Source organism: Faecalibacterium sp. DFI.5.82, from assembly GCF_029076575.1.
Lineage (GTDB): Bacteria > Bacillota > Clostridia > Oscillospirales > Ruminococcaceae > Faecalibacterium > Faecalibacterium duncaniae.
In genome coordinates, this window is the sequence record NZ_JARFIS010000005.1 from 1 (window position 1) to 24,659 (window position 24,659).

Genomic DNA, 24,659 nt, shown 5'->3' on the forward strand with positions numbered 1-24,659 from the left:
CACCTTTGTGAGAGCTTTCTGTCCGGCGAATCCACATCGCCCACAGGCGATGTGAGCAGGGATTCCAAAGGGGCGCAGCACCCTTGGCACACGACTTTGGTACAAAGTCTAGTGTGTTACACCTTTCCAGAGATGTACACGTTCCTGAAATGCAAAAAGCCCCATACCCAACACCTTGACGGTGCGGACATGGGACTTGATGCTTCCTCGGCCTAGCCGGGTACTCCGTAACCAATCCTGACAGGCAGTTGCCGTGTCATTTTTCGAAAACTGTTTTACGGATACCCAGCAGTGCCGACATCTCCCATTTTGGTTTTTTCAGGTCTCCACGCCCTCGAACTGGCTGTTATAGAGCTTGGCATAGAAGCCGCCCTGCGCCAGCAGGGTGTCGTGGTCGCCCTGCTCCACGATGTGGCCATCCTTCATCACAAGGATGACATCTGCCTCACGGATGGTGGACAGGCGGTGGGCCACGATAAAGCTGGTGCGGCCCTGCATCATCCGGGCAAAGGCAGCCTGGATGCGCACCTCGGTGCGGGTGTCGATGGAGGAGGTCGCCTCGTCCAGAATCAGCATGGGGGGCAGGCAGAGCATCACGCGGGCGATGCAGAGCAGCTGCTTCTGACCCTGACTGATGTTGCCGCCGTCCTCAGCAATGACGGTATCGTAACCCTTGGGCAGGCGGCGGATGAAGCTGTCGGCGTGGGCCGCTTTGGCGGCGGCAACGATCTCTTCCTCAGTGGCATCGGGCTTGCCGTAGGCAATGTTCTCCCGCACGGTACCGGCACGCAGCCAGGTCTCCTGCAGCACCATGCCGTAGCTGCCGCGCAGGGAGGCGCGGGTCAGGCTGCGGATATCGTTTCCGGCCACCTCAATGGAGCCGCCGTTGACATCGTAGAACCGCATGAGCAGGTTGATGAGGGTGGTCTTGCCGCAGCCGGTGGGGCCGACGATGGCGATGCGCTGGCCGGGCTTCACATCCAGATTCAGGCCCTCGATGAGGGGGCGGTCCGGCAGGTAGCGGAAGGAAACGTCCTTCAGCTCCACATGGCCGTCGGTCTCCAGCACCTTGGCGTTCTCCGCCTCGGGCACCTGGTCCTCGGCATCCAGCAGCTCGAACACACGGGCCGCACAGGCCAGTGCGTTCTGCAGCTCGGTGACCACGCCGGAGATCTCGTTGAAGGGCTTGGTGTACTGGTTGGCATAGTTCAGGAAGATGCTCAGCTGGCCGATGGTGATGCCGCCCGCCACAGCGTAAACGGCACCCACCAGACCGACACCTGCATAAACGATGTTGTTCACAAAGCGGGTGGCGGGGTTGGTCATGCTGGAGAAGAAGATGGCCTTCAGGCTCACGCTCTGCAGGCGGCCATTCACCTCGTCAAAGGCGGCAAGGCTCTCGGCCTCATGGCCAAAGGCCTGCACGACCTTCTGGCCCTCGATCATCTCGTTGACCAGGGCGGTCTGCTCACCGCGCACGGTGCTCTGGCCCTGGAAATACTTGTAGCTGCGCTTGGCAAGGAAGCTTGCCACCACCAGGCTCAGCGGGGTGATGCAGACCACCACCAGCGTGATGGGCACATTCTCACTGAGCATGAACAGCAGGGTACCAAGGATGGTCAGCACGCCGCTGAACAGCTGGGTAAAGCCCATGAGCAGGCCGTCCGCAAAGGTGTCCACATCGGCGACCATGCGGCTGACGATATCGCCGGAGGGATGGCTGTCCAGATAAGAGAGCGGCAGGGTCTGGATCTTACGGAGCGCGGCGTTGCGCAGATCCCGGCTGACCGAGAAGGTGATGCGGTTGTTGCAGACACTCAGCAGCCACTGGGCCAATGCAGCCACCACGGCCACGATCACGATCTCCACCACGATGCGCAGAACACCGTTGAAGTCCACATTCCCCTTGCCCAGCATCATATCAATGGCGCTGCCGCAGAGGATGGGGATATACAGCTGGGCAGCCACGCTCACAGCGGCCACGATCAGACTGCACACCACAAAAAAGCCGTAGGGGCGGATCTTTTCCAGCACACGCCGAAGCGTTGCGTTGCGCTGTTCCGGGGTCAGCTTACTCTTTGCTTTCGCACTCATTTCTGCGCATCCCCTTTCTTGAACTGGCTGGCGTAGATCTCCTCGTAAACGGGGCAGGTCTTCAGCAGGTCGGCGTGCCTGCCCAGACCCACCATCCTGCCGTCATCCAGCACGATGATCTGGTCGGCGTGCTGCAGGCTGGCGGCACGCTGGCTCACGATGAACACGGTCAGGTCACCGGGCAGAGCGGCCAGTGCCTTGCGCAGGGCCGCATCGGTGGCGTAGTCCAGCGCGCTGGCGCTGTCGTCCAGGATCAGGATCTCCGGCTTGCCCACCAGCGCACGGGCAATGGTCAGGCGCTGCTTCTGGCCGCCGGACAGGTTCCGGCCGCCCTGCTCCACAGGCTCGTCCAGCCCAAGGGGCTTTGCCCTGACAAAATCCGCAGCCTGTGCGGTCTCCAGTGCGGCCCACAGGTCAGCGTCCGCCGCGTTCTTGTTGCCCCACAGCAGGTTGGAGCGGATGGTGCCGCCAAACAGCTGGGCTTTCTGCATCACGACCGCCACACTGCCGCGCAGAGCCGCGCGGGGGTACTCCTGCGCCGGACGGCCCAGGATCTCCACGGTGCCCTCCGTGGCATCGTAGAAGCGGGGGATCAGGTTGATGAGGCTGGATTTGCCGCTGCCCGTGCCGCCGATGACACCAATGGTCTGGCCGCGCTTTGCGGTAAAACTGATATCGGTCAGGCTGGGGGCACCGGCACCGGCGTAGGTCAGGCTGACATGGTCGAACCGCACAGCATCCCCGGCCTTATCCGCAGGTGCCTCGCCCTTGAGGGCCGCGGGGAACTCCATGCCGGGCTCGGTGTCCAGCACAGCCTGCACACGGCCCGCGCAGGCCAGCGCCTTGCTCACCTGCACGATGAGGTTTGCCAGTTTGACCAGCTCCACCAGGATCTGGTTCATGTAGTTCACCAGCGCGATCACATCGCCGGAGGCCATGCCGCCCACATTGATCTCGATGCTGCCCACATAGAGCAGAGCCACGATGGCCAGATTGATGATGACGTAGGTCAGCGGGCTCATCAGGGAGGAGATGTGGCCCACATGGAGCTGCATCCGGGTCAGCAGGTCGTTGGCCGACTCAAAGCGGTCGATCTCGCTCTGCTCCTTATCAAAGGCGCGGACCACGCGCACACCGGTCAGGTTCTCGCGGGTCAGACCCAGCACACGGTCCAGCCGGGCCTGGGCCGTTTTGTACAGCGGGTTGGTGATGACCATGACCCCGAACACCACCACGCTCAACAGCGGGATGGCGACCACAAAGATCCAGGCGGCCCGCACATTCACGGTGAACGCCATGACCATGGCACCAACCACCACGAACGGGCTGCGCAGGAACAGGCGCAGGAAGAGGTTCAGACCGCTCTGCACCTGATTGATGTCACTGGTCATGCGGGTGATGAGGGTGCTGGTGCCCATGGTATCCATCTCGGTAAAGCCAAGCCTCTGGATGTGCTCAAACAGGGCATGGCGCAGGGAGGTGGAATAGCCCACCGCCGCCTTGGCCGAGAAATACTGGGCCGTCAGGCTGCAGGCAAGGCCCACAACGGCCAGCAGCAGCAGGATGCCGCACCGCACAAGGATATAGTGGAAATCATGTGCTGTAATGCCCACGTTGACGATGTCTGCCATGACCAGCGGCACAAACAGGTCGAACGTGGCTTCCAGCATCTTGAACAGCGGTGCAAGCACAGCCTCGCGCTTGTAGCCGTTCAGGTGGGTAAGCATTTTATTCAAGGGGTGATTCTCCTTTCCCAGTGATAGCGGGTGTAAACTTCACAGTTCTTTATTATAGTACAGGAAATGCAAAAAAGCCAGTTCAAATCACGCCATTGCGCACCGTGCCCTGCCAGAACAAGGAAAGGGACTGCCGCACAGGGGGAGATCCCAGTGCAGCAGTCCCTTTTCATAGGAGGTAATGATTCGGAGAACAATGAGCGGCAGACAGGTAGTACAGCACAGAGCGTTTGGTGCGCTTTGCCAGCGAGAAGGCCAGCGGGATGAGGATGATCAGACCGGCATCGAAAAACACCGGCATGGCCACCACAAGGCCGGTGATGCCCAGTGCCCATGCAGCTTTTTTCGTCACCGAACTTCCGCACCATGGTCACAGCCAGCGTCTGCGCGCCTTTGGATTCTCCGCTCAAAAACTAATCCCAGTTCAAAGAAGGTGAAACAATTTGCAACAGCAATTTGTTTTTTAGGAAAAGTTCATCAACTGTAGAGTACGCCTCTCGTTTTCCCTGTAAAGCGTTCCCATGAGCACTTTGATTGCGAATTTCTCGCAAGGATTCTAACCCCATTAGCAAATGCTTTAGCCAATTTTGGATTTCTGTAGCACCAGTATTTGAGCCAGAAAATAATTTGTTCTTGCAAAAGTCAAGAAAAGCAGAATCAACAGAAAAGTTGCCTCCGAATGATGTGGCACCTATAGCATATTTGAATTCTCCAATCATAAGATTTTGGGTATCTGGATTTTGTTCGTAAAAGCAATCCTTAATGGAAGCTCCTCCTAAAATTTTTCGCCGAAGATTTATTAGGCTTTTGGGTCTTGTAATGTTCGGATATTTATGTTGAAGCTCTTTAAAGTAACGTTGAGGAGAAATATTGTCACGAAGGTAACAAATATATGGAACATATAGATGCTTTTTCAGTTCACATTCGAGACCTTTCATAATTGGAATAATTGCAGAGGAATAGTCAACGTCTATAGTCTGTTCGTCTAATAATCTCAAACACATTTCACAGGTTGATATTTCAATGTGTGTGCTTGGTTGAAATGCATTCCATATATGTTGTGGCATTCCAGTGGAAATCGAAACATTTCCCCTATGCTCGGACAGATAATTTTTCGAGAAATCTTTGATTTTCTGATGAAGCTCTACTAAAAGTGACTGTAGACTTTGGGAATCGTCTCCAACTTCAATATAGGAAAGTTTGCTTACAACATAGGCGGCATAAACTCCATCGTAGGCCATCTTCAGTTCTGAATAGTCCACGCTATTTTTTAAAAGCAAGCCAAGACGTATTCCGGCATCTACGATTAGTTCTCCCAAAATCGCTTGTTCTTCGGCAAGAATCGTCGGAGAATCATCATCGAAATAGTTGATAACTTTTTCTACTTCATCGGATTCAAAAAATTTAGAAAGCCAAAAAATATATAATTTGTTAGATGAATCTTGAAATCGTCCAGAGTCATAGCCCACTGCAAGTAGGTACATTGCGGTTGGATCGTTATTGCGAGCGCTTTTCAGCAACTGCTCATAGGAAAACATTTTGCCTAATTCCATATAAATTCCTTGAGTATTTTGATTTTTCCTAATTTAAGGTGATATTTTCGACATCTTGAAGAATCAATGTGCTAATATCATTCTCCGAAATATTAGTATAGGTGGCCACTCTATTAGCCTGATTTGCTACTGCCTTTTCAAAATAATTGCGTACACCGCGCGCGTTTGCAAATTTTTCATCGCGAGTTTCATAGATTTTCTGAAAATAAGCTAATGCACTATCATTAACTTCATCTGATGCTGTTAGGTGTGCATGGCTGCAAAGAGTTTTAAAAATACACAAGAGTTCGTGGGGCGTATAATCATCAAACTGAATATATTTGTTAAAACGCGATTTAAGGCCGGGATTTGAATTTATAAATTTCTCCATTAAATCCGGATAACCCGCAACAATTATCACCAAATCATCACGATAATCTTCCATTGATTTGAGAATTGTGTCAATAGCTTCTTGCCCAAAATCATTTGATGTATTTCCACGCACTAACGTATATGCTTCATCAATAAATAGAATCCCACCAAGCGCAGACTGTATGACGGCTTGTGTCTTTATAGCAGTTTGCCCAACATACCCTCCGACCAATCCAGAACGATCCACTTCTATAAGCTGTCCTTGTGAAAGCACCCCGAGTTTATGATATATCTTTGCAAGAAGGCGAGCAACGGTGGTTTTTCCTGTGCCGGGATTTCCACTAAATACAAGATGAAGAGACATAGGAACTGTAGGAAGATTATATTCCTTCCGAATCTGCTGCAGTTTTAAAAGATTGATAATTGAATTGACTTCATTTTTTACTTCATCTAGGCCTACTAATTCTGACAATTGGTTTAAAAAGCCTTTAAGTTCATTATCTTTTTCGATAGGTTTTTCAGCTGATAAAGGCAATATGGCAGCTGTGTGAGACTCAAACGCAGTATTAGGCTCTTCTTTAGGCTGGAGATTCTGGTTTTCACACCATGCTTTTGCTTCTTCAAAAAGTTCATCAGAATAGTCGGCTAGGACATCGCAGGATTCCTTATAAAGAGAAACCAAATTCAATTTTCCGTAGAGGGATCCCTGAAGCGCAGATTTTAAATACCATTGAGACGCTTTTTCATAACTAGGAGAAACGCCTAGCCCCTCTTCATAGCATTGTCCAAGCCCGTTCTGTGCATCGGGATTATTATCATTTTCAACGGCTGCTCTATACCATTTAACTGCTTCTGTAGGATTATAGTGATTTGATTCTGAAAACGGATTTGAGAAAAGATAATAATCGCCCACCTCGACTTGAGCTTTAGATAAACCATTTTGGGCAGCCTTCATAAACCACTCAAAAGATATATCATCGTTTTTCTCTACCCCATTACCCAATTTATAGCACTTACCAAGTTCATATTGGGCATCCGGATAATCCTGTTTGGCGCTTTGATTGAACCAGTACGCTGCTTGTTGGTAATCCTGCTGAACAGCCCATGCATTAAAATAATACAATCCTAACCAAAATTGAGCTTTTGCATTACCCTTTTGGGCGGCTTTTGAAAACAAACGCATGGCTCTGGAATCATTAGTAATTACACCTTTTCCAAGTGCATAGCAAATCGCGAGCTGAACTTGTGCTCCCTCATCGTCTTGTTGAGAAGCTTTTGCGTACCATTCAACGGCTTTTTCATAGTTTGGCTCATGCGATTCATCACCATAATAGTAAACATTTCCTAAACTAGACTGTGAGATGGCATGTCCATTGATAGCCGCTTTCTCCAACCAGTAAAAAGATTTTTGCTCGTCTTTATCAACACCAGTCCCATGTCGATAGCACATGGAAAGCCATGCTTGCGCGCACGCATGATTTTGGGAAGCAGCTTTCATTATCCATGATAATCCGTATTCTTGATTCTGCTCGACATCCATACCTTTGAAATATCGGTACCCATATGTAAATTGTGAATTAGCATCACCGTTTTGCGCAGCTTCCCTTAAGGATTCCAAGCACATAAAATCGCCTCACTTTTTGATTATAGTTCAGTAACAATGATACACGATGCATTCGTTCAAATCAATACATCAAACCTCTCAAACGTTCTTTTTGAACATATTAGACATTTTGAAGGCAATCGATTATGCAAATTGGAGAATTATCTTTTTTAGCTGCGCGCTGTTGAAATGCAACGCAAAATACGTTACAATAAAGTCGAGGTGATAACTATGGAAAAAACGATGACGCTGAATCTTCGTGTGAACCCTACCGTCAAGCAGCAAGCCGAGGATGTGCTGAAGCAACTTGGTATCCCAATGGCAACCGCCATTGATATGTACCTGCGCCAGATCACCCTGACTGGCAGCATTCCCTTCTCGCTGTCCCTGCCGAAAGCTCCTGCAGCTCTGAACGCTGACACCATGACCGATGACCAGCTTCATGCAGCCTTGCAGGTGGGCATTAAGGAGATTCAGAACGGTGATACCGTGGATGCTGCAAGCGCATTCGCACAGTTCAGGGAACAGCACAGATGAAGCAGTATGACGTAAAAATTTCCCATGCAGCCCTCAGCGATATGGAGCAGATTTACAGCTATATTGCTGACCGTCTGCTGGAGCCTGACACGGCCATGGGGCAGTACAACCGCATTGCAGAAGCCATTCAGTCGCTGAACATTCTGCCGGAACGCTGTGCGCTGGTGGAAAGCGAGCCGGAGCACACCCAAGGACTGCGGCAGATGCTGGTAGACAACTACTCGGTGTTCTACATCGCGGGCGAGGATGCCGTGTCGGTGGCTCGTGTGCTGTACAGTGCATCCGACCTTGTGCGCCGCCTGCGGAGAATGAAATGAATCCCAACAACCAAAAATGTGGGGCAGTACCTTTTGCAGATACTGTCCCACGTTTTCTTATATCATCTTAAAATGCTTCAGTGCTTCCCGGATAGCCTTTTCCTTCTCCGGTGGGCACTTGAGCTGCTTGGGGGTATCCAGAATGTAGTGGTAGATCTGATCCTCCACCTGCTCGGCCAGCAGTTTGTTTCTCAGATGTGAAAATTCGCTCATGGTATCCTCCCCTTTTGAAAAGCGCCTGGACTAGGCCATTTCGCCTGCGGCATCGGGCTTCCGGGCCTTTTTGTAGCGGTACATCTCCCGGTCGGCCCGGTTCTTCACAGCCAGCACATCCTCCCCCAAAAAGGGAGCTGAACCAAAGGACACCGTGGGCAGAAAGTCCACGGCTTTTCGCCGCTGTTCCAGCTGGCGTACAAACTCCTGCGCGCACTGGGTCTCCCGGTCTGCGTTTTCCATCAGCACACAAAACTCGTCACCGCCGGTGCGGTAGCAGTAGCCGCTGCGGGCATAGGCTTTTTTGATGCAGCGGCCGATCTCGGCCAGACAGATATCTCCCTGCAGATGGCCGTAGCGGTCGTTGATCTGCTTGAAGTCGTCCACATCGAACACCACCAGCACCCCACCGCGGCGGCGCATCTCAGCAGTGCGGTTCAGATAGCTGTTCTGATTCAGCAGCCCGGTAAGGGCATCCAATTGGTTCCACATCTCGCTGCAGTAGATAAAGTACAGCACCGACAACAGGGTAACGCACAGCCATGTAACATGTAGCTTCGGCAGTGTCACCTGAATGATGGTCTCAATGAGCAGAAAGAACATCAGAGGGTAGATCAGCGCCCGGCTGCGGTTCTGGAATTCCCGCGCCGTGACGAAGGTGGACACCGAAAGATACACGATGGCCGCAAAGTACATGATGATATAAATATAGAAGTATTGCCCGCGGGAATAAACGTTGTCGGCGCTGACGGAGAACACCAGCCCGGCGGGGATGGACAGAGCAAGGAACAGCAGGTAGCACGCCTCGCAGCACACCGCCGCCCTGAACCAGCGGTTCATCCTCTTTTTCCGGTCCATGACATACACAAGGCAGAGACACACTGCCGGGGACAGGCCGAACCCCAGATAGTTGGACAGGATGTTCAGCCAGCGGTAGCCCGCCGGGGTGCCATCCACCGCCAGTGTCACCACCTCCAGCACCGAGATCACCGCGATCAGCGCAAAGGCAAAGAAAAATCCCTGCTTCTGCTTTTTGTTCAGGGACTCGCTGAGCTTTGTGAGGATGCACATGAAGCTCAGCACAAAAAGGTCAATGGCCGTTAATACATAAAAATATCCATTCATTGTGGCTTGTTTCACCCTTTGGACTTCTGTGATCTGGTCAGCGCGCCGACCACCTCGACATGTGTATCACTGTCCAAACTCATTTCCATATCTTCCTCAATAATCGGAAGCTTGAATTTGATGGATTTGAGCCACTGACCGTTTGGCTGTCGTTCCTCATAGATATGGATTTCAGAAATCAGCGATTCCATAATCTGTCGCTTCTCCTGCTCGTCCATGACAGCGTACAGCTTTTCAAAATAAATCAGCACTTTGTAGATATTGTCAGCAGTGAGTTTTTCTGCTTCTATTGCCATTTTCTTTGCTCTGGCTTCAATCAACAGATTCTCCGTATCCTCTATCTTATCATACATTTTATAAAGGCGATCATCAAGGTCTGCTTTACGCTTGATGTAGTGCTTATCATCTGGGTCAAGGGTATCAATCTCATCAATCAAACGGGACTTCGTAGCATAGCTCTGACGAAGCTGTTTTTCATAATTGGCAATCTCCTGTTCAATGGCGGATGTATCTATCTTCATATTGATTTTTTGCTGCATCATCGCCGCAAACTTCGGATTGCTGACCAGTTTGATAATAACCTCTGCAACAGCACCGTCCAGCAATTCCTCATTGATTTGCTTCTTGTATTCACACTTATGACCACGGGTCATAGTGCGGTGTTTGCAGCCATAATAGAAGAAATCCTTATATTTCGTGCCGTCCGGCTTGTGCTTGATGCTTTTGTTGCCGTACATTCCGGCTCCGCAAATAGGACATTTAAGTAATCCGGTCAGCAGGTGTACCTTGTTGTCTTTACCGTTGTTGACCTTTTCATACTTCTTCGCCTGAGCAAGAAGTTTTACTTGGGCTTCATGCCAGAGTCCTTCTGATACAATGGCTTCATGCAGACCGTCAACTAACAGATAATTTTCCTGCTCCACAAGTCGGTAATCATTGCGAGTTCCATGTACCTTTTCTGTTCTTCTCCTGCCGTAAGCAATTTTACCACAGTAAACGGGATTTTTCAAAATTCTGCGAATCAGGGCTGCATCAAACAGAGGATTTTTTCCATTCTGCCGCTGAATTTTGTTGATACCGTGATTGGCAAGGTATTTCGCAAGTCCGTTAGCTCCTATATCGGTATGCACATACTGGTCAAAGATAATGCGGATTGCCTCGGCTTCTTCCTCGTTGATATACAGCATACCTTTTTCCAATTTGTATCCGTAGGGAGCAAAACCACCGTTCCATTTACCCTCACGAGCTTTCTGGATTCTGCCTTCCATCGTCTGAACACGGATATTCTCACGCTCAATCTCGGCAACCGCAGAAAGCACGGAAATCATCAGCTTACCGGCATCTTTGGAAGAATCAATGCCATCCTCCACACAAATCAGATTGACATCGAAATCTTGCATCACCTGTAAGGTAGACAGCACATCTGCCGCATTTCTGCCAAAACGTGATAACTTGAACACCAGCACATAGGACACGCCATCTTTACCGGACTTGATATCCTCCATCATGCGGTTAAATTCCAATCTGCCCTCAATGGACTTTCCCGATTTACCGGCATCCTCATATTCACCGACGATTTCAAAATCGTTGAACTCAGCATAGGCTTTCATTCTTGATTTCTGAGCATCCAAGGAGTAACCGTCTACCTGAACGGCAGTAGATACTCTCGTATAAATATATACTTTTGTTTTTTCTTTCATATCGCCATCCTCATTTGTGCCACAGCCTGTGGCATAATTCAGCTTTCATCGTCTGTTATTTTTTGCCGTCAGTTTTCTGTTCCAACATCTTTATCGAATTTAAATAATCATTTTCCACGTCGCTGAGCGTTCTTGTCTTATATTTTCGATATTCTCCAGTCGCTTTATCAACAGCCTGCTTATGAGTAATGCTTCCATTTCCAATTAAAAGCTGCTCTCCACTCATGGTAAGAATGCGATCCAGATGCTCTGCCCAGTCCTGCATCGTCATTGCCTGTTCACGCTCTGCCTGACGTTCCGCAAAATCCAGATACCCGGATACAAGTTGTCCCATAGCACGAAGCTCTTTCTCATTCAGATAGTTTTTCGCAACAATCGCTTCTTTGAGTGTCGGCTGATTACCGGCAAAGGTGGTAAGTCCCATGAACTCTTTTTCCGCATCCGCTCTTGTATAAATCACTTCTGCCGCAGTCTGTCCGTGAATGGCATAATGAATTTTATTCTGAACCTTTTTGAAAAAACGGATAGAGATTTCCGCTTTCGGGTCGTAGTCAATGCTGGTGGCATAGATTTCAAGCACCTGACGATAAAACACCTTTTCCGATGCACGGATGTCTCTGATTCTTTCAAGCAGTTCCTTGAAATATCCACCGCCGCCCAGATTTTTCAATCGTTCATCATCCAAAGCAAAACCTTTTTTCATGTATTCTTTGAGAATGTTAGTTGCCCAGATTCTGAACTGTGTGCCACGCTTGGATTTTACACGATAGCCGACAGAAATGATAACATCAAGATTATAGTAGTCAACCTGATAGGTTTTTCCATCTGCCGCAGTTGTTGCAAAATTTGCAACAACTGACTCTCGCTGCAGCTCGCCTTCGGAAAATACATTTTTTATATGTCTTGAAATAGTAGATTTATCTCTCTGGAACAACTCTGCCATCTGGTCAATGGATAACCACACGGTATCCTCATCAAATGTGGTTTCAATTTTTGTCAATCCATCTTCTGTTGTGTAAATAATCATATTGGATTTTTGATTCATATCATCATAATTGTTCACCGGAACACCTCATTTCTAATTGTGCAACGGGGTATTGCGCTTTTATTCTATGTAGCTCTATGCGTTGAGAACAGTAGCTCTCGCATAGAGTTTGGACACTTATTCCACGACTATTATATCATTGCTTTTCCATCAATTCAATAGTGTCACTGGGTTCTTCAGATGTGTTTTCTTCCTCCAAACAAGACGGCGGCTCTGGAAGATTATCAATATCCAGAACCGCCGCATATTTTTCTATTAAATTTGCAAGTAAATCGGCAAAACCATTCCATTTATCTGTCAATAGTGCTCTCCTTTCTTTTTCGTCCACGTTCCTGCGGAATGTCCTGTTTCTCTTTTCCTCTGGTCAAAACGGCATTAAGAAAAGCCCGTACCCTTTCAGGTGCGAGCTTGACAGCATCCAGATACGGCTGAGCCTGTTCCAGAAGTTTCTCATATCGTTTTTTCCATACCCCAGCATCTTTCTTGGCTGTTTCATATTTCTGCTGGTATTTTAATTTCTCCGCTTTTTCAGCAAAGCTGCTGACAGCATAATTTTTGAGAGTACGGCATTCATCGGGTGTCAAGACGACGTTCCCGGTAAAAGATTTCTTACCCATCGACTCCAGCTCCTGAACCGTCACCGCTATTCCGGTTGCCGCCTTAGTCTGTGCTTGCAGGGATTTAAGCTCCTGCTTTTTCTTCTCCGCAGCCTGTGTAGTATCGTCAAGCTGTGCTTCTTTCTGGTTCAGTTCCGCCGTCACAGCTTCCAGTCGCTGCTTTTCCTTTGCCACCTTAAACTGGGTCACAGTCAGATGTTCCTCGGTGCTGTCACGCTCTCCACGTTCCACATCGGTATATCCGGCAGCTCTCATGTGCTGAAAAAAATCATCCTGTAAAACAGAATAGGATTTTCGGAGAACAGGCTTACCATTGACTTGCAGAATTGGTTTTCCATCTTTGTCCACAGCAGGTTTGGACAGCCACTTTTTACTGCGGCTGACCTGCATAATGGTTTCCTTTACCGTTCCTCTGAGAGCTTCATCCTTGCAGCGTTTCGACCACAAAATCTGTTTCTCCACCACAGGGACATAGACCACATGAAGATGATAATGGAACACGTCCTTGCCAAGTGCTTCGGACATCGCCCGGTTAATCTCGTCAGCGTGCATGACTGCCGAGAGGATATACTGTTCACCGCCAACAATCTCCACAGCGGATTTATAGGCTTCCTCATAAAACTGTCTGGCGTATTCATAACCGCCGTGATTGTCGAAGTACGCAGAGTTCACATCAAAGACCATTTCGTTGAAATGGACGGCATCCGCCTTCAGACCTCTGGTGGAAATGATGTTGTCAGCTTTCATCTGCTCAAACATTTCAGCGTAGCTCCCGGTAGGTTCTTTGAAGTGTACGTTGAGGGAACTTCTTTCCGGGATAATATCTTCGTTACTGTATATTTCTTTTTCACGCTCATTGTGTGCCTGTGCATCTCCGATGTCATTATCTGTGACATCCATATTTCTTGCACAGGTACGGTCAACTCCGTCATTTCTTGCCATATTTTTCCTTCCTTTCTTTGGGATTTGCAGACAGGTAGCTTTGGAGAGGCACTTCTGCGGAAGTGTAATAACCCACTATGACACTTTCATCCATACTGGCTGCAAAGTGCCGTGGGCTCTCCCGAGGGGCTCTCCGAGGGTAATGCGGTCGCTGCGGCGACCTCTGCCGAACATCAGAAAGTTGTCTGCTCCTCTTTCCAATGTCCGGCACGGACGGCTGCTGTTTTGCGAAACCGCCCCGTCCGTTGACAGAAAAAAGACTGACTTTTTCCTGTCATTTGGGTACGTCACGAAGGTTTTATACAGGAGTGATTTACGCTCGTACGCTGTGTACGTACGTACCAAAAAATCAATCCCGCCATTCCTCCGGTACGTACGTACACGGCGAAACGTCGTAAAACCCATTTATATTCGGACGGGCTACGGCTTCAATTCCCATGAATCCCCACACCCTGCGCCCGGCAGAGTTTGTGATTTTGTTGGTGTGTTCCAGATTGTAGCGACTTAAATTTGCCACCACACTGTCACTAAAGCTGCGGGATTTCAGGGGCGGCAGAGAATTTTCCTCACACCACATCCGATAAATTTCGTACAGCTCCTTGGAGCTGATGGAAGCATCCGCTTTCAGCCGGATATAGCCCTCAGACTCCATGAAGTCGAAAATATTGTTGTTGTCACGCTTGACGGACTCTCGGTTGGTTTTGGTGCGCTCACTTTCCGTGAATTTGAAATTGTTGGCAACCAGACGCTGCAATCCCTCAAACGCCCAGAGGAAAATGCCCTCCACCTCAGCTTTCATCTTCTGGGCGAGGTCAGGGTCATCCATTCTTCCGGCAGGCTTTTCCTTTGTGGTCAGCACAAGCTGTCTGCGGTAGAAACCGTCACTTCGGTCATACAATGCCTGTAAATCTCCGTTGGAGAAAGCCAGCAGACGGGCGAACATCCAGCCCTGATAGCTCTGTTTGCCCTTGCGCTCCAAATCCATTTTCCCTTGAGCTGTCACAATGGATTTCACATAATTGGTCTGGCGCAAGGCTTCCATTCGCATATCATCATCCACGCATAGGAGGATATGCTCCAGATCGGCACGGGCAAATCGGTTCTCAGAGATTTTACCAATGCTTCCGTCCTTCATGGAACTGCCCAGCATTTGCCCCAGCACCGCACCGATTTGGGATTTACCCTCGCCGCCATTGCCCTTAATGACCATCATCCTCTGTCCTTTATTGGAGGGAATCAGGCAATAGCCGATAAATTCCTGCAAGGTAGGGATGTCCTCCGGGTAAAGCAGACCATTCAGAAAGGAAAGCCACAGCACAGGTTTCGGAGTATCCGGGCGATAGAAAACCGGGAGCCTGTTTCTCACAATATCCGGCTTCCCCTCTGTAAAAGTGCCGTCCAGCATGAGCGTACCGTTTGCCAGATGAATCCTGTCCTGCTCCGGCGGGAAGTCCTCCACATGAGCCGCCAGCTTCATAATCTCAATGATGTTGCTGATTTTGCGGGGAATGTTGTTCACGGCACAATATTTCAATTCTTCAAAGATTTCGCCACGAAGCGGCAGGTCGTCCGTCACTCGACCATCAGGTGTGAAAAAAGCTCCGTTTGCAAAGATAATCTGACGGGTTCTCAGAAAATCTTCACAAAACAGAGCTTCATTGATACTCTTGCCGTCAAACCACATCGGCACATTCATCTCAAGCAATTTCCTGTTCTCTGACATGGCAGCGCACCTCCTTTTTCTGCTCGTCCAGTCGTGTTTGCATTCTTGCAATCGTTCCGTCTGTCAAAAGTTCCTTGACGGTATCAGTCCTTTCTTCCTGATCGCTCATAAGGAGCAAATCGTTCAGATACTCCACATATTCCAGCTTGTGGCAAGCTTCCACGAACCTCTCATCCGGCTCGTCCTCCGGTGCTTCGGGAGCATATCGCTCTTTCCAGTCCTCCAAAAGATGAAGATACCCGGACAGCACATTCATGCAGAAAAGCTCGTCCTGTTTCGACTGATTCACACGGGGACGGTACTTCTTTACCTGTGCCACCACGGACGGCGGCCTGTCCAGTCCGAAATCCGCAGCCAGTCTCTGCGCTGCTTCATAGGCAGACAGGTCAAGCAGCCTTGCCACAAAGTCAATCACATCTCCCTTGGCACCGCAGCCGAAGCAATAGAAGTAATCCTCGTTCAGCTTCAAGCTGGGGTGTCTGTCATCGTGGAAAGGGCAGCAAATCATCCCGGAGCGATTGATTTTCAGCCCGTAGTGTTCGGCGGCTTGCCTAACCGTGACCGCCGCCTTGACTGTTTCAAAAATGTTCATTTGCATAACCTCCTTGATTTTTCTCGATGATTTTTTCATCTGCCTGAATATACGCAGAAAAACGCTTTCAACCGAAAAATCAGGCACTTCCGCAAGCAAAGCAAAAAGCCGCCCCGAAAACTTGAAAAAATGCAAGTTTCGAGACGGCAGTGTTCACACAAAGTTGGTTGATATTGTTCCGTAAATAGAATATAATTGAAGTTAATATGAATCAGGAGGGATGATACAGAAATGAAATACCTGTCTACATTTGAAGTTGCCGAGAAATGGGGTATCTCTCCCCGAAGAGTTGGTATCCTCTGCAACAATGACCGCATACCGGGCGCACAGCGGGCAGGAAGCCGCTGGATCATCCCGGAGGACGCTGAAAAGCCGACAGATGCCCGCATTAAAAGCGGAAAATATATCAAACAGAAAACAGACAGAGGGGAGGAAGCATAATGGCTGATACTTATTTACCCGCCGATGTTCGGAAAAGAATCGTTGATGTAATGAGAGAACGCAAGATGACCCAGCGAGAACTGGCACTTCGGATTGATGTGAATGAAAGCACCATCAGCCGCTTCCTTAGCGGAAAGACCGAAAAGCTGAGCGAAGAAAGCGTTATCCGCATCGCCAGAGTGTTCAATGTGTCCACGGACTTTATCTTGGGTACGACCGTAATCCCGGATAAAAAGAACTACGATATTTCAGAACTGGGATTATCTGTTGAAGCTGCAAAGAATCTTTATACCGGAAAGGTCAACAATGATGTAGTCAACCGTCTGCTGGAAAATCCCCGCTTTGCCATGGTTACTTATATGATTGCACAGTATATGGATGATACCCTTGCAAGAGGATATGCCGCACAAAACCAGATGTTTGCTACCGTTGGCTCTCTGCTGTTGGGACAGAACCAAGCTCCCGAAGCAGTACAGGCAGCCCGAACCGCTAATGCCATGAAAATTCCCGCTTATCAGGCAGACCAGACCACGATTCAAAACACCTTTATGACGGTGGTTAAGGAAATCAAGAAAGAAGCAGGCAGCGATTTGGTCGCAGCCAAGGCAATCAGCAAGGAAGCCACCGAAAAGATGTTTGCCGAGCTGACCAAGGGGCAGGATATGCAGAATCCGACCATCACGCCGGAAGCAGTTGTTGATGCTATTACAGGCAGCATTTCCGGTGTCGATGGAGTCAATCAGGAAGCTCTGGACAACTTTAACAAAGCCTTGCTGGGGCTGATGCAGACGATGGTGCTGCCGGAAGATGATGGACAAGATAACTAACGAGCAGCTCTGTATTGCGGCGCAGAGCGGTGACAAATGGGCAGAAAACGCCCTTGTAGAGAACAATCTGCGGTTTATCCGAAAGACGGCATACGAGATATGGAGCGCACAGCGGGAGCTGAACGTTGCCCTCGGCATTGAACTGAACGATTTGGTGCAGGAGGGTTCATTGGGGCTTCTGGGCTGCATAAGCAGCTTTCAACCCGACTACGGGAACAAGTTTTTGACCTATGCTGCCCCGGCTATTCATAATGCCATGCTGGACTACATCCGCAGGCTGAATCCTACCTTTGAAGCCAAAAATCTGGACTGTATCATTCGTCTGGATGAGGTCAAAAAGGGCGAGAATAAGGGACAACATGAATTTATAGCAGATTCCAGAGTACAGAACCCAGAGCAGATTTTCATTGCAAAGGAAACCCACGAAGAAATCCATACGGCTCTGGAAATGATTGATGAGCGAGAGAAAGCCTATCTCTGGTATCGCTTTGGCTTTGAGGACGATGTCCTCCATCCTCTGAGCGAAACGGCGAAGCACTTCCATCTGTCAGAGAGCAGAGCAAAGTCCACGGAGAAATTGGCTCTGGATAACTTCTGGCTGGAACTGCCTTGGTGGTACTAAATATTCAAAGAAAGGGACATGTAATCATGGAAAAATATAAAATACTCATCATCGAAGATGACCCAATCATTCAAACTGAATTACAAGTTCTGTTAAACGGAAACGGATATGAGGCATCCGCAGTTACTGACTTTACATCAGTTATGCAAGCGGTCAAAAATACTCATCCCTATTTGATTTTGCTGGACATAAAGCTGCCACAAGAAAGCGGCTACTCAATCTGTTCTCAAATCCGCAGTTTTTCCAATGTACCGATTATCTTTGTAACAAGCTGCAATACGGACATGGATGAATTGAACAGTATTTTGCTGGGTGGAGATGCTTTTATCACCAAGCCTTATAACACAGCAATTCTGCTGGCAAAGATTTCATCCTTGATGAAACGAGCTTACCCGATAGAACAAATTGAGCGTCTGAATTGGCAAGGAGCGATTCTTCACTTAGAAAGTAGCACGATTGAATATGACGGTAACCAAGCAGAACTGACAAAGAATGAATTGAAAATATTATATTATCTTTTCAAACACGCAGGAAAGATTTGTTCCCGTAATGATATTGTAGATTATCTATGGGACAATCAGCTATATGTGGATGACAATGCTTTGAGCGTCAATATCAACCGCATCCGGGAAAAACTGGCGGGCATTGGCCTGACGGATTTTATCAAGACAAAGCATCGCCAGGGGTACACGATATGAACAGCAAACGGTATTGGAAAAACAGGCTTCCATTTCTGCTGACGAACCTTGTTTGCATGGCTGCGCTCACTGTATTTTTGCTGGTGTGCGGCAATTCGGCTTCCGCAGTAGTATTGATCCTGATCGTATGGGCATTGATTTTGCTGATGGGACTTGTCCTCACTTACTGGAAACGAAAGCGGCAGATGAAAAAACTTCTGGATATGGCGAAGCAGCTCTCCGAGAGATACCTTATTTCTGAAGTGATGGAACTGCCGGAACAGGCCGAGGATCAGGTTTACTATCAGATTTTGAAAATGGCTGGAAAATCCATGTTGGAGCAGATTGGGGAGGTCGAGCGGGAACGCCTGGAGTACAAGGAATACATTGAACAATGGATTCACGAAATCAAAACGCCCATTACTGCCATGAAACTCCTATGTGAAAACCATCGGACGAACTGGACAAAAGAACTTCTGCTGGAACTGGAAAAGACCAACCGCTTTACGGAACAGGCTCTTTATTATGCCCGCAGTGAGCATACAGAGAAAGATTATTCTGTCCGGGAAATGGCACTGTCCCAAGTGGTGCATCAGGCGATTGCAGATAACAAATATCTGCTGCTCCAAAGTGGTATGCGCCTGGAAGTGGAGGAAATGCAGGATACGGTTTATTCAGATGAAAAGTGGGTGCGTTTTATCCTAAATCAACTGATTGTCAATGCGGTCAAGTATCGTACGAAGCAGCCGGTTCTCCGCATTTCTACTCATAAATGGCAGGATCAGGTTGTCCTTGTCGTGGAGGACAATGGAATCGGGATTGCTGCGTCCGATCTGCCCCGTATCTTTGAAAAGGGATTTACCGGTCAGAATGGTCGTCTGATTCAGCAGTCCACGGGCATTGGTCTGTATCTGTGCAAACGGCTCTGTGAAAAGCTGGGCATTGGCATTACGGCGGAGTCGTCGGAACATGGCACAGCCATTTCCCTTTCTTTTCACATTAACTGTCTGATTCATGAAGTGCAGAACTGAAAAGCGTTCTGCACTTCTTACATTTTTGTTAGAACTTTGTAAGAAAACTTGATACAAACGAAGCCACTCTTATTTTACAATAGAGATCAGAGGTGATAACAATGAAAGAAATTTTGAAACTGGATCATATCCAAAAATATTACGGAAATGGCGGAAATGTTACAAAAGCAATTCAGGACATCAGCTTTTCCGTTCAAGAGGGAGAATTTGTAGGAATCATGGGAGCATCTGGCTCCGGCAAGACTACCCTGCTCAACTGTATTTCCACCATTGATACCGTCAGTGCGGGACATATCTATCTGGACGGAACCGATGTGACGGAAATCAACGAAAAACAGATTGCCCGGTTTCGTCGGGAGAATCTTGGATTTGTATTTCAGGATTTTAACCTGCTGGACACGCTGACCATTTCGGAAAACATAGCCCTGGCGCTGACCATCAACAAGGTTCCAGCAGGCGAGATTGATGGGCGGGTGCGGGAAATGGCCGGAAAGCTGAATATCACGGATATTCTGGACAAATACCCCTATCAGGTGTCCGGCGGCCAGAAGCAGCGGTGCGCCTGTGCCAGAGCCATTATCAATCAGCCTAAGCTGATTTTAGCGGATGAACCCACCGGTGCGTTAGACAGTCACTCGTCCCAGATGCTGCTCTCGACGATCCAGAGTATCAATGAAGATCTCGGAGCCACGATTCTGATGGTGACACACGATGCTTTCTCGGCAAGCTATGCCAATCGTATTCTCTTTATGAGGGACGGGGCAATCTTTACGGAAATCCGTAAGGGGGGTGATTCCCGCAGGACTTTCTTTGAAAAAATCCTGGATGTCCTTACCATGATGGGAGGGGGCATGAGCGATGTACGCTAAACTTATTTTCAAAAATGCAAAGCGGTCTGTGAAGGACTATTTGATTTATATTGTGACCATGACACTCTGTGTCACCCTGTTCTATGCGTTTTTGTCTATCAGCAGCACCCATTATCATCCGACCATTGGTGCGGAATATAATATTTCCCTGCTGGCTGGAGGTATGAAACTGGCAATTTGCGGGATTAGTTTGCTTTTGTTGTTTCTGATCCACTATGTCAATCGTTTCATGCTGAGAAAAAAGCAAAAGGAGTTTGCCGTTGAGGCAACCTTGGGAATGGAGCAAAAAACCATAGGCCTGCTCTTTTTTGGAGAGACTTTTTTCCTGCTCATATTCTCTGTGTCGGTGGGAATCCTTCTGGGGATGGTCGTTTCTCAGGTCATTACGGCTATGCTGCTTGCTTCTTTTGGGGAACCCTACGCTTTTTCTTGGTCGTTTTTCCCGGATACTGTGCTGTTGACCGTGGGCTTCTTTGTTGTTTGCCAGATTCTGGTTGGAGTCGGGAATGTCAGAATTCTCAACAAAAGCAGGATTATTGAGCTTATGACGGCAAACCGTCAGAATGAAAAACCGCTTCATAAAAGCAGATGGATGCCGATGATCTGTATTTTCTATGGCATTCTGCTGCTGTGGATGCTGGAGGTAGGTACTGTAAAATATCATTTTTACTTCGATTCCAGACATCCGCTTCCTGTAAAGCTCATGTATTGGGGGAATGTCCTTTTCCCTGCACTGACGCTGCTTTGGGCAATCGCAGGTGCTGTTTTACACAGAAAAATAGGGTTTTCCCGATATCTTTGCGGACTTCTGGCTGGTGCTGTATTGACCGCTATCCCGATTTTTTCCATCGCAGAACTGGAAAAAGCCTACTTCCTTGGATTTGACGCTCCAACTCTGAATCAATATTTGCTGTTTGGGGTTGCGGATATTTTGTTTATCATTTCCGCAGTCATGTATTTATCGAATGCGGCGCTCCTATACTGGAAGGAGTCTAAAGTGTCCCGCAAATATCATAATACGAGTTTATTTCTGTTTGGACAGCTTTCCTCTAAGCTGGCTACCAATACGAAAACGATGACGATCATTTGTGTGACCCTGACTTTTTCTATCTGCTTGTTTGTCATTGCGCCGGTTTTAACGGGATGGAGTCTGGGCTATTTGGACAGTCGGGCTGTCTATGATATTCAAATTTCAAGCCGCTACAACGATGTTTATGAAGTGGAAAATCTTCCGGATACAGACTATGGAGAAATTACTGCGTTCATAGAACAAAACAAAATAGCGATAAAGGACGATTTGACTTTTTCGGAATATCTTCCCAAGCAAAGCGACTTTCACCAGCGAGTAAAGTACAATTTTCCTCCCTTGGCGATCGCACTGAAGGATTATAACGCTGTTCGGAAAATGTTGGGATATGAACCTATTATCTTACAAACGGATGAATTTGCTACCCACTGGCATCGTGCAGCAGAGGACAAGGATATTGAAAACTACATTGCTGAGCATACCTTATTGGAAACTGACGCAGGCACCCTGAAACTCAGTGAGAACGCCGTGTTTCAGGAGCCTGTGGGGGAATCCATCTATAATCTTTATACAGATGTGGTGTATATCATACCTGACGAAATAGCGCAAGTCTTGCTTCCGGTACAGCGCAACCGATTTGTGATGACCCAATATCCGCTTCCCTTCAAAACGGCAGAAATGCTGGAACAGCTTCTTGGGCGTTCTTATCCAGAAGATCCTGATAAAGACAATCTGGCAGGATACAGTACAACTGTCCATACTACGGAAGTGAACCGTATAATCGCCCTTAACTTTATCCTAAAAGCGTCCTTGATCTATGGTGCAATTGTTCTGATGGTGATGTGTCTTACCGTGCTGGCTCTTCAGCAGCTCCTGGATGCAGAAAAAAACAACTACAGATTTTCGGTTCTGCGAAAAATGGGAGTGGAAGAGAAGGACCTGCATACTTTGGTTCTAAAACAGCTTGGTGTTTGGTTTGGGATGCCGATCACAGCGGCAATCGTTGTAGCAATTATTGTGATTGGCTATTTTCTTCAAAGTGTTTCTGCTGAAATCTCAGCTTATATTGGCTGCGGAGCCTTGATGGTACAAGTAGGGATTATCATTGGTATTCTTTTCTTACTGCTGATATGCTACTTCATAAGTACATGGATATTGTTTAAGCGGTCCATTTCGGAGAACTGATAAAGTCACAGTACAAAAAGGAAAAGCCGCCTGTATGAGCATTTGATATGCCCGCACAGGCGGCTTGCTTTATCTCTGGTAATCAGTCCAAAGGTTTATATTCTGTAACAGTTTTCAGGTATGTTTCCGGGTCGCCGTTGAGAACTAAATCTGCATAGGCTGCCGGATCGTTGTAAATCAGCCAGTCCAGCTCTGACCGCTGATATATATTATCGGCAACCTCATTCTCTACCGCAATCGTATCAATGGCAATCATGCTGCCATTTGCAAATTTCAGCTCCACACAGGCAGTATCCATATTGAACTCACAAGAAAGTAAACGCTTCATTTTGCCCTCCTTAGATCATGCCGAAGTGCTTGAGCGCCTCCTTGATTGCTTTTTCCTTATCGGGCGGGCATTGGGGCTGTTTTGCATCATCGGACTTCGGTTTGTTGTAATTTTCTCGCTCGATGATACCGCATTTCTGCTTCACCTGAGCGATATACAAGCTGCTGACCTTGAGTCCGGTATGCTCCAGCACATATTCCTTGATTTCCGAATAGGTGGCTTTCTTCTCTGCATCGGTGAGATCAAGTTCGTCCATGTGGATGTCTACCTCGATATGTTGCTTTGCATTAAGTTTGGACAATAAACATACCGTCTCACAATGGGCGGTCTGGGGGAAGAGATCAACAGGGGTAAAGCCCTCGGCGCGGTATCCTTTGGCGGTCAGGAGGGCAAGATCACGGGCCATGGTCTCAGGATTGCAGCTGACATAGACCACCCGTTTGGGGGCCATGCGGACCACGCTCTCGATGAACTGGGGGGTGGAGCCTTCGCGGGGCGGGTCCATGAAAATGACATCTGCTCTCTGCCCGGCGGCCGCCGCTTCTGTGATCCACTGGGTGGCATCGGCGGCAAAGAAGCGGGCGTTTTTCACGTTGTTGTGCCTTGCGTTGCCGATGGCATCCCGGACAGCGTCCCGGTTCAGCTCCACGCCCACCACCTGCTTTGCCCTGCCGCTGGCGGTCAGGCCGATGGTGCCAATGCCGCAGTAGGCATCCAGCACCACCTCTTTGCCAGTCAGGCGGGCGGCTTCCACGGCCAGACCATACAGCACCTCGGTCTGGTCATGGTTGATCTGGTAGAAACTCCGGGGGCTCAGGGCATAGGTCTTGCCGCAGAGGGTATCCAGAATGAATCCCTTGCCGTAGAGCACCTTTTCCTCTTCGCCCAGCACCACGCTGGTGCAGCGGGGGTTGTAGTTCTGCACCACGGTGGTCACAGGGACATGGCGCTTTTCGGCTTCGGCCAGCAGAGCGCGGACAAAGTTTTTCGCCCCGGGCAGAACCGGCTGGGCGGTCACCAATACCACCATCACCTGCCCGGACACCACACCGCGCCGCAGCAGGCAGTGGCGGAGCAAGCCGGTGCCCTTGTCCTCATTGTAAGGCTGGTAGCGGCAGGTGCTGGCCGCCGCCCGCACCGCCTGCATCACGGTGTCCAGCACTTCGTCCTGCAGCAGGCAGCTTTCCACGGGCAGCACTTTATGCGTACCTGCCGCATAGATGCCGGACACCAGTTTCCCGCCGGGGCCCACTGCAAAGGTAGAGATCACCTTATTGCGGTAATGGCAGGGGTTTTCCGCGCCCCGGATGGGAGCCACCGGGCCGTATTTTCCCACCAGCTTACGGACAGCGGCTTCTTTTTGTTTGAGCTGCTCGGCATAATCCAGCCCCAGCATCGGACAGCCGCCGCACTTTTTTGCTTTCAATCTGCACTCCATCGTATATCCTTCCGCCTCTTGACAAAACAAGAAAAAATCACTATACTACAAATAGAAAAGGCACTG

The 24,659-nt window shown here is 48.8% G+C and carries 24 protein-coding genes; 9 read left to right on the forward strand and 15 right to left on the reverse strand.

Going from position 1 to position 24,659, the window contains the following annotated elements:
* Positions 1-318: 318 nt before the first annotated feature.
* From P0G09_RS07815 to P0G09_RS07835, 5 genes are all read right to left on the reverse strand, one after another.
* Positions 319-2,094: an ABC transporter ATP-binding protein gene (locus tag P0G09_RS07815; protein ID WP_098923360.1), complete on the reverse strand. Its 1,776-nt coding sequence runs from the start codon at positions 2,092-2,094 to the stop codon at positions 319-321.
* Positions 2,091-3,830, reverse strand: a complete 1,740-nt coding sequence (locus tag P0G09_RS07820; RefSeq protein WP_317851076.1) for an ABC transporter ATP-binding protein — start codon at positions 3,828-3,830, stop codon at positions 2,091-2,093. Before P0G09_RS07820 ends, P0G09_RS07815 begins: the two co-directional genes overlap by 4 nt.
* A 169-nt stretch (positions 3,831-3,999) precedes the next feature.
* Positions 4,000-4,182: a hypothetical protein gene (locus tag P0G09_RS07825; protein WP_342760525.1), complete on the reverse strand. Its 183-nt coding sequence runs from the start codon at positions 4,180-4,182 to the stop codon at positions 4,000-4,002.
* A gap of 61 nt (positions 4,183-4,243) precedes the next feature.
* Positions 4,244-5,383, reverse strand: coding sequence for a hypothetical protein (locus tag P0G09_RS07830; RefSeq protein ID WP_275252376.1), 1,140 nt, complete (start codon positions 5,381-5,383; stop codon positions 4,244-4,246).
* A 28-nt stretch (positions 5,384-5,411) separates the two neighbouring features.
* Positions 5,412-7,358 (reverse strand): AAA family ATPase, encoded by a 1,947-nt coding sequence (locus P0G09_RS07835; protein WP_275252377.1) that lies wholly within the window; start codon positions 7,356-7,358, stop codon positions 5,412-5,414.
* 210 nt (positions 7,359-7,568) lie between these two features.
* Here P0G09_RS07835 and P0G09_RS07840 point away from each other — a divergent pair, with 210 nt between their 5' ends.
* Entirely contained in the window at positions 7,569-7,874 is a 306-nt protein-coding gene (locus P0G09_RS07840; protein ID WP_275252379.1) for a type II toxin-antitoxin system RelB/DinJ family antitoxin, read from the forward strand.
* A complete protein-coding gene (locus P0G09_RS07845) occupies positions 7,871-8,191 on the forward strand; it encodes a type II toxin-antitoxin system RelE/ParE family toxin (RefSeq protein ID WP_275252380.1) in 321 nt (106 codons plus the stop codon). The genes P0G09_RS07840 and P0G09_RS07845 overlap by 4 nt, the downstream gene beginning before the upstream one ends.
* A gap of 57 nt (positions 8,192-8,248) precedes the next feature.
* Here the strand turns inward: P0G09_RS07845 and P0G09_RS07850 are convergent, their stop codons facing one another.
* From P0G09_RS07850 to P0G09_RS07885, 8 genes are all read right to left on the reverse strand, one after another.
* Entirely contained in the window at positions 8,249-8,404 is a 156-nt protein-coding gene (locus P0G09_RS07850) for a hypothetical protein (RefSeq protein ID WP_275252381.1), read from the reverse strand.
* Between the two features lie 30 nt (positions 8,405-8,434).
* Positions 8,435-9,529, reverse strand: a complete 1,095-nt coding sequence (locus P0G09_RS07855; protein ID WP_275252382.1) for a GGDEF domain-containing protein — start codon at positions 9,527-9,529, stop codon at positions 8,435-8,437.
* Between the two features lie 11 nt (positions 9,530-9,540).
* Positions 9,541-11,229, reverse strand: a complete 1,689-nt coding sequence (locus P0G09_RS07860; protein WP_275252383.1) for a recombinase family protein — start codon at positions 11,227-11,229, stop codon at positions 9,541-9,543.
* Positions 11,230-11,284: 55 nt separating this feature from the next.
* Positions 11,285-12,274, reverse strand: coding sequence for a virulence RhuM family protein (locus tag P0G09_RS07865; RefSeq protein WP_155220044.1), 990 nt, complete (start codon positions 12,272-12,274; stop codon positions 11,285-11,287).
* A 136-nt stretch (positions 12,275-12,410) separates the two neighbouring features.
* Positions 12,411-12,575, reverse strand: coding sequence for a hypothetical protein (locus P0G09_RS07870; protein WP_165852585.1), 165 nt, complete (start codon positions 12,573-12,575; stop codon positions 12,411-12,413).
* Positions 12,565-13,833, reverse strand: coding sequence for a plasmid recombination protein (locus tag P0G09_RS07875; protein WP_217285248.1), 1,269 nt, complete (start codon positions 13,831-13,833; stop codon positions 12,565-12,567). The genes P0G09_RS07870 and P0G09_RS07875 overlap by 11 nt, the downstream gene beginning before the upstream one ends.
* A 349-nt stretch (positions 13,834-14,182) precedes the next feature.
* Complete coding sequence (locus P0G09_RS07880; protein WP_015538078.1) at positions 14,183-15,556, reverse strand: phage/plasmid primase, P4 family; 1,374 nt, start codon at positions 15,554-15,556, stop codon at positions 14,183-14,185.
* Entirely contained in the window at positions 15,531-16,148 is a 618-nt protein-coding gene (locus tag P0G09_RS07885) for a CHC2 zinc finger domain-containing protein (RefSeq protein WP_015538079.1), read from the reverse strand. The genes P0G09_RS07880 and P0G09_RS07885 overlap by 26 nt, the downstream gene beginning before the upstream one ends.
* Positions 16,149-16,379: 231 nt before the next feature.
* Here P0G09_RS07885 and P0G09_RS07890 point away from each other — a divergent pair, with 231 nt between their 5' ends.
* From P0G09_RS07890 to P0G09_RS07920, 7 genes are all read left to right on the forward strand, one after another.
* Positions 16,380-16,589 carry a helix-turn-helix domain-containing protein gene (locus P0G09_RS07890; RefSeq protein WP_015538080.1) on the forward strand — a complete coding sequence of 70 codons (210 nt, stop codon included), beginning with the start codon at positions 16,380-16,382 and terminating at the stop codon, positions 16,587-16,589.
* Complete coding sequence (locus P0G09_RS07895) at positions 16,589-17,416, forward strand: helix-turn-helix transcriptional regulator (protein WP_055149782.1); 828 nt, start codon at positions 16,589-16,591, stop codon at positions 17,414-17,416. Before P0G09_RS07890 ends, P0G09_RS07895 begins: the two co-directional genes overlap by 1 nt.
* Complete coding sequence (locus tag P0G09_RS07900; protein ID WP_082419129.1) at positions 17,397-18,038, forward strand: sigma-70 family RNA polymerase sigma factor; 642 nt, start codon at positions 17,397-17,399, stop codon at positions 18,036-18,038. Before P0G09_RS07895 ends, P0G09_RS07900 begins: the two co-directional genes overlap by 20 nt.
* A gap of 26 nt (positions 18,039-18,064) precedes the next feature.
* Positions 18,065-18,736, forward strand: coding sequence for a response regulator (locus P0G09_RS07905; protein WP_015538084.1), 672 nt, complete (start codon positions 18,065-18,067; stop codon positions 18,734-18,736).
* A complete protein-coding gene (locus P0G09_RS07910; protein WP_015538085.1) occupies positions 18,733-19,746 on the forward strand; it encodes a sensor histidine kinase in 1,014 nt (337 codons plus the stop codon). The genes P0G09_RS07905 and P0G09_RS07910 overlap by 4 nt, the downstream gene beginning before the upstream one ends.
* 101 nt (positions 19,747-19,847) lie before the next feature.
* Positions 19,848-20,615, forward strand: coding sequence for an ABC transporter ATP-binding protein (locus P0G09_RS07915; protein WP_015538086.1), 768 nt, complete (start codon positions 19,848-19,850; stop codon positions 20,613-20,615).
* On the forward strand, positions 20,605-22,827 hold the full coding sequence (locus P0G09_RS07920) for an ABC transporter permease (protein ID WP_055149786.1): 2,223 nt from the start codon (positions 20,605-20,607) through the stop codon (positions 22,825-22,827). The genes P0G09_RS07915 and P0G09_RS07920 overlap by 11 nt, the downstream gene beginning before the upstream one ends.
* An 82-nt stretch (positions 22,828-22,909) precedes the next feature.
* Here the strand turns inward: P0G09_RS07920 and P0G09_RS07925 are convergent, their stop codons facing one another.
* Together P0G09_RS07925 and rlmD are read right to left on the reverse strand one after the other, a co-directional pair.
* Positions 22,910-23,155: a DUF6061 family protein gene (locus tag P0G09_RS07925; protein WP_015538088.1), complete on the reverse strand. Its 246-nt coding sequence runs from the start codon at positions 23,153-23,155 to the stop codon at positions 22,910-22,912.
* A gap of 10 nt (positions 23,156-23,165) precedes the next feature.
* Positions 23,166-24,581: a 23S rRNA (uracil(1939)-C(5))-methyltransferase RlmD gene (rlmD, locus tag P0G09_RS07930; protein ID WP_275252385.1), complete on the reverse strand. Its 1,416-nt coding sequence runs from the start codon at positions 24,579-24,581 to the stop codon at positions 23,166-23,168.
* Between the last annotated feature and the right edge of the window lie 78 nt (positions 24,582-24,659).